We start from the raw sequence: 6457 nt of genomic DNA, 5'->3' as shown, positions 1-6457 counted from the left end.
CGCATATCAGTCTGACCGCGCCGTCGCCATTGACACGCTGACCACCCCCGCCAGACACACCGGCAAGCAAAATGAGAAGCGGTCCCGGGCAACCCAACCCGGGACCGCTTCCCCACGCCCTTGACAAACAATCACTACATATCAGTCGATGGCCGCCATGAGCTCGACGGCGCGCTCCAGGAATGCGTCGACCTGGCTTTCCTCGTAGCCCTCCCGGCCCACGGCGGGACGGAACACGGCGCGCCGGACGTTGTCCACGCTCAGCGGCTGGTCCTCCTCGAGGTAGCCGATCAGCTCGTGGCAGAGGTCGTCGACGTCGGTGGTGTTGTAGCTGCGGGCCTTGGGCTTGGACGGGCGCCGGAAGCGCTGGCCGTCCGGGCGGTGCAGGCGCCCGCGCAGGACGCCCGCGAGCCGGCCGATTTCGCGCAGCCAGGCATCTTCGCCGCGTTCGGCAACGAGCTCATCGCGCTCGCGCCTGGCGAGGGCGTCTTCGAGCCGGTCCAGCGCGGCGTCCACGCCGGCGGCGGCGTAGCCGCCCTTCACGGGATCGAAGGACACGGCGCGGACGTCCGAGCTCTTGATGGCGCGGGAGGCCGAGGACGGAGCTTCGAATGACACCCGTGCGCGCTGCAGGAAATCGTCGACCTGCCTGGCGTTGTAGCCATACTGGTTCCGCTGCACGCGGTCAAAAGACGCAGGAATCTGCCGTTGAATGTCCACTGTTACTTTGTTCCTTTGATGCCGTTCGGCTGGTTTGCTCGGCACCATTCTAGGCGCCGGAAGTGCTGGTCCGGTGCTTCTAGGCGGCGGTGAGGGCCGAGAACAGGATGAACGCCACCGGCGAGGCGAAGACAATCGAGTCCAGCCGGTCCATGACGCCTCCGTGTCCGGGGAGGATGCTGCTCATGTCCTTGATGCCGAGCTCGCGCTTGACCATGGATTCGGCGAGGTCGCCGGCGGTGGCGGCTGCCACCATGCCCACGGCGAGCACGACGCCGAACCACCACGGTTCGCCCAGCACGAAGATCATGGCGAGCACGCCCACGACGACGGCCCCGGCGATCGAGCCGGCGAAGCCTTCCCAGGTCTTCTTGGGGCTGATCTTGGGGGCCATCGGATGCTTGCCCAGGGAGGCGCCCACGAGGTAGCCGAAGGTGTCGTTGGCCACCACCAGGAGCAGCAGGGTCGCGATTTCCCACGCACCCGCCGGAATCACCCCGTCAGGCCACAGGCCTACCGGCGTCTCGCCGTCGGCGGTGTGCAGCAGCAGCGCCGCAAAGCTGATCAGGAACGGCACCCAGGACAGGGTGAAGACCCCTGCGAAAATGCTCCGCGCCGAACCGGCGGCGCCCTCCAGGGTCCGCCACAACAGCACCGCCACGCTGCTGACGAGCATGGCGAAGAGCAGGCTTTCGAGGCCGCCGAAGTAGGCGGCGATCGGCATGGCGACCGTGCCGACCATCACCGGCACGATCGGCAGGCGGGTGCCTGCGGCCTCCAGCGCACGGAAGATCTCCCAGACGCCGAAGATCGCAAAGGTGGCGGTCACCAGGACGAAGCCCAGCGGGAGGAACAGCAGGCCGCCGAGGACGCATACCAGCATGCCAACGCCCACCACGGTGGCGGCGGGCAGGTTCCGGCCCGCTTTGGGCGTTGGGTTCTCGCGCTGCTTCCCCCGCCTCCGGGCGCGCGGCCCGGAGGCCTCCTGTGCCTGATTCATCAGACCTCGAGCAGCTCAGCTTCCTTGCGCTTGAGCAGCTCGTCGATCCCGTCCACGTGTGCCTTGGTCATGGCGTCGAGTTCCTTCTCACCGCGCGCGCCTTCGTCTTCGCCGGCGTCGCCGTCCTTGACGAGCTTGTCCAGCGTTTCCTTGGCCTTGCGGCGGATGTTGCGGATGGACACCTTCGCGTCCTCACCCTTGGACTTGACGATCTTGACGTATTCCTTGCGCCGTTCGGACGTCAGCTCGGGAATGGTGATCCGGATGACGTTGCCGTCGTTGGACGGGTTGGCGCCGACCTCGGAGTCGCTGAGGGCACGTTCGATGTCGCGCAGGGCCGTCTTGTCGTACGGGGTGACGAGGATGGTGCGGGCATCCGGGACCGCGAAGGAGGCCAGCTGCTGCAGCGGCGTCGGCGTGCCGTAGTACTCGACGATGACCTTGTTGTACAGGCCAGGCGTCGCGCGGCCGGTCCGGATCGAGGCGAAGTCTTCCTTGGCTACCTCAACTGCCTTGTCCATCTTGTCCCCGGCTTCGAGCAAGGTTTCTTCGATCACGGTCTCTCCTCAGAAATTGGTGCGTCCCGGGGGCCGGGGCGCGGCACGTCTTCTTTGTGCGCCTGCCGTATTCCGCCGGGCGCTTTTGTCTTCCGCCTGGCGGCGGAAAGGTCCTGAAAACATCCTAGCCGTTGCTAGGGGGTGACGACGGTGCCCAGGTCTTCGCCCCGGATGGCGCGGGTGACGTTGCCCTCGCCTTCCATGCCGAAGACCACCATTGTGAGGTTGTTGTCCTTGCACATGGTCATCGCGGTCTGGTCCATCACGCGGATGTCGCGGCGGAGCGCGTCGTCGTAGCTGAGGCGGTGCAGTTTCTCCGCCGTCGGGTCCTTCTTCGGGTCGGCGGTGTAGACGCCGTCGACCCCGCTCTTGGCCATCAGGACGACGTCGGCGTGGACCTCCATGGCGCGCTGGGCGGCCACGGTGTCCGTGGAGAAGTACGGCAGGCCGGCGCCGGCGCCGAAGATGACAACCCGGCCCTTTTCCATGTGGCGGATGGCGCGGCGGGGGATGTAGGCCTCGGCAACCTGGCCCATGGTGATGGCGCTCTGCACGCGCGTTTCCACCCCGGCCTGCTCAAGGAAGTCCTGGAGCGCGAGGCAGTTCATGACGGTTCCGAGCATGCCCATGTAGTCGGCGCGGGAGCGGTCCATGCCGCTCTGGGACAGTTCGGCGCCGCGGAAGAAGTTGCCTCCGCCGACGACGATTGCGACCTCCACGTCGGGAACTGCTGCGGCGATCTGCTTGGCCACGCCGCGGACGGTATCCGGGTCGACGCCCAGTTTTCCACCGCCGAAGACCTCGCCGGAGAGCTTCAAGAGGACGCGGCGCCTGTTCTTCTTTGGCTGGGCTGAAGTGGTGACGGTTTCCATGGTGCCTTCCCGTTGGTGAACTCTGAGTTAGGTTATCGTGCTGGGCGCCCAAGGCGGCATTCCGGCCGTGACCGGAAACGGTGCCTTACGGGTGCATGCAAAAGGGGTGGCCACCGTGGTGACCACCCCCTTAGCGTGTCTGGCTAGTGCCTGACTGGTGTCTGGCCAGTCTGACTAGGAACCGACGCGGAAGCGCGTGAAGGCAGTTGCCTTGACGCCGGCTTCTTCGAGGACCTGTGCGACAGACTTCTTGGCATCCTTGGCGAATGCCTGGTCAACGAGGACCTCGCCCTTGTAGAAGCCGGTAACGCGGCCTTCGACGATCTTGGTCATCGCGGCTTCGGGCTTGCCCTCGGCCTTGGCCGTTTCCTCGGCGATGCGGCGCTCGGACTCGACGAGCTCGGCCGGAACGTCCTCACGGGTGAGGTAGTTCGGAGCCATGGCGGCGACGTGAACGGCGACGTCGTGGGCTGCGGTGGCAGCCGCTTCGCCTTCGCCGTCAACAGCGAACAGCACGCCGACCTGGGCCGGGAGGTCCTTGGAGGTCTTGTGCAGGTAAGCGTCGACCGTGGCGCCCTCGATGCGGGAGATGCGGCGGACAACGACCTTCTCGCCCAGAACGGCGCCCTCTTCGATGACGACCTCGGACAGCGGCTTGCCGTCGACCTCGGTGGCGAGCAGGGTCTCGAGGTCGGCAGCGCCGGACTCGACGGCCACAGCCAGGACCTTGTCGGCCAGCTGGATGAACTTGTCAGCCTTCGCGACGAAGTCGGTCTCGCAGTTGACTTCGATCATCACGCCGACGCCGTTGGCGACCTTGGCGGCAACCAGGCCTTCGGCGGTGGAGCGGCCTTCGCGCTTGGTGGCGCCCTTCAGGCCCTTGATGCGGATGATTTCGATGGCCTTCTCGGCGTCACCGTTGGCTTCGTCAAGAGCCTTCTTGACATCCATCATGCCGGCGCCAGTGCGCTCGCGCAGAGCCTTGATATCAGCGGCAGTGTAGTTCGCCATGTGAACCCCTCTGTCTAGAAATTTATGTGGTGTACGGACCGACAGGACGGCTGCTCACCCAGTGAGCGGCCATCCTGTCGGTACCCCCTATGCAGCTGAGCGCATGTGGGGAGATCCAGATTTACTTGTCTGACTACTTGGCTTCGTCGGCGGCCGGTGCTTCAACAGCCGCGGGCGCTTCCTCAGCAGCCGGAGCAGCTTCGGCGGCCGGTGCTTCGTCAGCAGCCGGTGCAGCCTCAGCGGCGGGCGCTGCGGCAGCTTCAGCCTTGTTGCCTTCGAGGAGCTCGCGCTCCCACTCGGCCAGCGGCTCTTCCGGAGCTTCCGTGGTGCCGGTGGCGCGCTGGTTACGGGCGATGAGGCCCTCAGCAACGGCGTCGGCGACAACGCGGGTCAGCAGGTTGACGGAGCGGATGGCGTCGTCGTTACCCGGGATCGGGAAGTCGACTTCGTCGGGATCGCAGTTGGTGTCCAGGATGGCCACAACCGGGATGTTCAGTTTCTTGGCCTCGTCGACAGCAAGGTGTTCCTTCTTGGTGTCGACGATCCACAGCGCGGACGGCGCCTTGGTCAGGTTGCGGATACCACCGAGGTTGGTTTCCAGCTTGGTGAGTTCGCGGCGAAGGAGCAGCAGTTCCTTCTTGGTGTAAGCCGAACCGGCGACGTCGTCGAAGTCGATCTCTTCGAGTTCCTTCATGCGCTGGATGCGCTTGGAGACCGTCTGGAAGTTGGTCAGCATACCGCCGAGCCAACGCTGGTTGACGTACGGCTGGCCAACGCGGGTGGCCTGCTCGGCGATGGACTCCTGCGCCTGCTTCTTGGTGCCGACGAAGAGAACGGTGCCGCCGTGTGCAACGGTGGCCTTCACGAACTCGTAGGCACGGTCGATGTAGGACAGCGACTGCTGCAGGTCAATGATGTAGATACCGTTGCGCTCCGTGAAGATGAAGCGCTTCATCTTCGGGTTCCAACGGCGGGTCTGGTGTCCAAAGTGGACGCCGCTGTCAAGCAGCTGGCGCATAGTTACGACGGGCATGCCGACGCTCCTTCCGGCAGGTCATTCATGAGAGAGCCCATGGCCCTCTTACCCTGCCAATAGTTGACGGTTGTTTAGCATTCGCCCGGGGCGGGCGTTGCTCCTGGCATCCACTGCGCTTCCCATCCGCGCCATATGGACGTGCCATGTGGAACGGACCGCAGGAGGCGCAGTCCTCCGCATCGGAAGTTTCAGGCTTCTTTTGAGGAGGGCTGGATACGCGTAGTCAGCTGCTGCTCCCCCGCACCCCTGAATGAGGCGTGCCAGCTTCGGCAATCACGAATATCGCGACTTACAAGCGTGAGGGCACAGCAAACTGCTCCACCAAGTGTACTACAGCGGCCCCGCCCAGGAGGACGGTTTTGCCGCGGCAGAGGTGCGGGGTTCCGGGGCTTTGGCGGGGGCCGGCGGGCATCTTATCCACATAGCCATGGCGGGAGATTCCGCCCGGGGTGCTGCCTTGGCAGGCTGGGGCCATGAAGCTCCCACTTGGCCTGCGGGCATTGCTCCTGGCAGCACAGCTCCTGGCGGCATTGTTCCTGGCCACGTTCCTGGCACCTCCCCCCATCACCGCCGACGCCGATGTCTCCGCCGCTGCCCATGTCTCCGCCGCCGACGCCGACGCTACAGACGCCGGCTACGCCGCCGCCCGCTCCGGCCCCACAGATGCCGGCTACTCCGCCATTGCCGCCCGCTCCGGCCCCACAGACACCGGCTACCCCGACATTGCCGCCCGGGCTGCGATTTCCTCCGGCCGGGGCTCCCCGAGGGCGGGGCCGGTCCCTGCGTCCGCCTGGAGCTGGCCGCTGAGCCCGCGGCCGGCGGTGCTCCGCGCCTTCGATCCCCCGGCCAAGCCGTGGCTCAGCGGTCACCGCGGCGTCGATCTTGAGGCGGCCTTCGATGGCGCCCCGCTCAAGTCGCCCGCCGCCGGGACGGTGAGCTTTGTCGGGACGGTGGTGGACCGGCCGGTCATCACGATCGATCACGGCAACGGGCTGCGCAGCAGTTTCGAGCCGGTGGCGAGTTCACTGAGGGCGGGGTCCGCCGTGGCGGAGGGCGATGTCCTGGGGCAGGTGCAGACCGGCCACTGCGGCCCGGCCCCGCCCTGCCTCCACTGGGGCGTCCGCCGCGGCGAAGACTACGTCAACCCGCTGGCTTTCGTGATGGACCTTCGGCCGTCGGTTCTGCTCCCGCCCCTGAATCCGGGTCCGTGATGCAGCATTTGGCGCCGTCTTTGATGCGCGGATCGTCCATTGACGCCCGC

7 protein-coding genes are annotated in these 6457 nt (G+C 66.1%); 1 reads left to right on the top strand and 6 read right to left on the bottom strand.

From position 1 onward, the window contains the following. Positions 1-141: 141 nt before the first annotated feature. From AC1DBX_RS16160 to rpsB, 6 genes are all read right to left on the bottom strand, one after another. Entirely contained in the window at positions 142-768 is a 627-nt protein-coding gene (locus AC1DBX_RS16160) for a DivIVA domain-containing protein (RefSeq protein WP_051082302.1), read from the bottom strand. A 31-nt stretch (positions 769-799) separates the two neighbouring features. Next, positions 800-1720, bottom strand: a complete 921-nt coding sequence (locus AC1DBX_RS16155) for a phosphatidate cytidylyltransferase (protein ID WP_079551459.1) — start codon at positions 1718-1720, stop codon at positions 800-802. After that, positions 1720-2277: a ribosome recycling factor gene (gene frr, locus AC1DBX_RS16150; protein WP_018774548.1), complete on the bottom strand. Its 558-nt coding sequence runs from the start codon at positions 2275-2277 to the stop codon at positions 1720-1722. The genes AC1DBX_RS16155 and frr overlap by 1 nt, the downstream gene beginning before the upstream one ends. A 134-nt stretch (positions 2278-2411) precedes the next feature. Next, entirely contained in the window at positions 2412-3149 is a 738-nt protein-coding gene (pyrH, locus tag AC1DBX_RS16145; RefSeq protein WP_018774549.1) for a UMP kinase, read from the bottom strand. 174 nt (positions 3150-3323) lie between these two features. Then, entirely contained in the window at positions 3324-4160 is an 837-nt protein-coding gene (tsf, locus tag AC1DBX_RS16140) for a translation elongation factor Ts (RefSeq protein WP_026538253.1), read from the bottom strand. 133 nt (positions 4161-4293) lie between these two features. After that, on the bottom strand, positions 4294-5193 hold the full coding sequence (rpsB, locus tag AC1DBX_RS16135; protein ID WP_476859070.1) for a 30S ribosomal protein S2: 900 nt from the start codon (positions 5191-5193) through the stop codon (positions 4294-4296). A gap of 476 nt (positions 5194-5669) precedes the next feature. On the opposite strand from rpsB, the gene AC1DBX_RS16130 reads away from it, so the two are divergent. Next, positions 5670-6407, top strand: a complete 738-nt coding sequence (locus AC1DBX_RS16130) for a M23 family metallopeptidase (RefSeq protein WP_476932216.1) — start codon at positions 5670-5672, stop codon at positions 6405-6407. Positions 6408-6457: the final 50 nt, after the last annotated feature.

This window comes from Arthrobacter sp. 10N44_2 (assembly GCF_056394385.1).
This window is presented reverse-complemented; position numbering and strand designations above follow the sequence as displayed.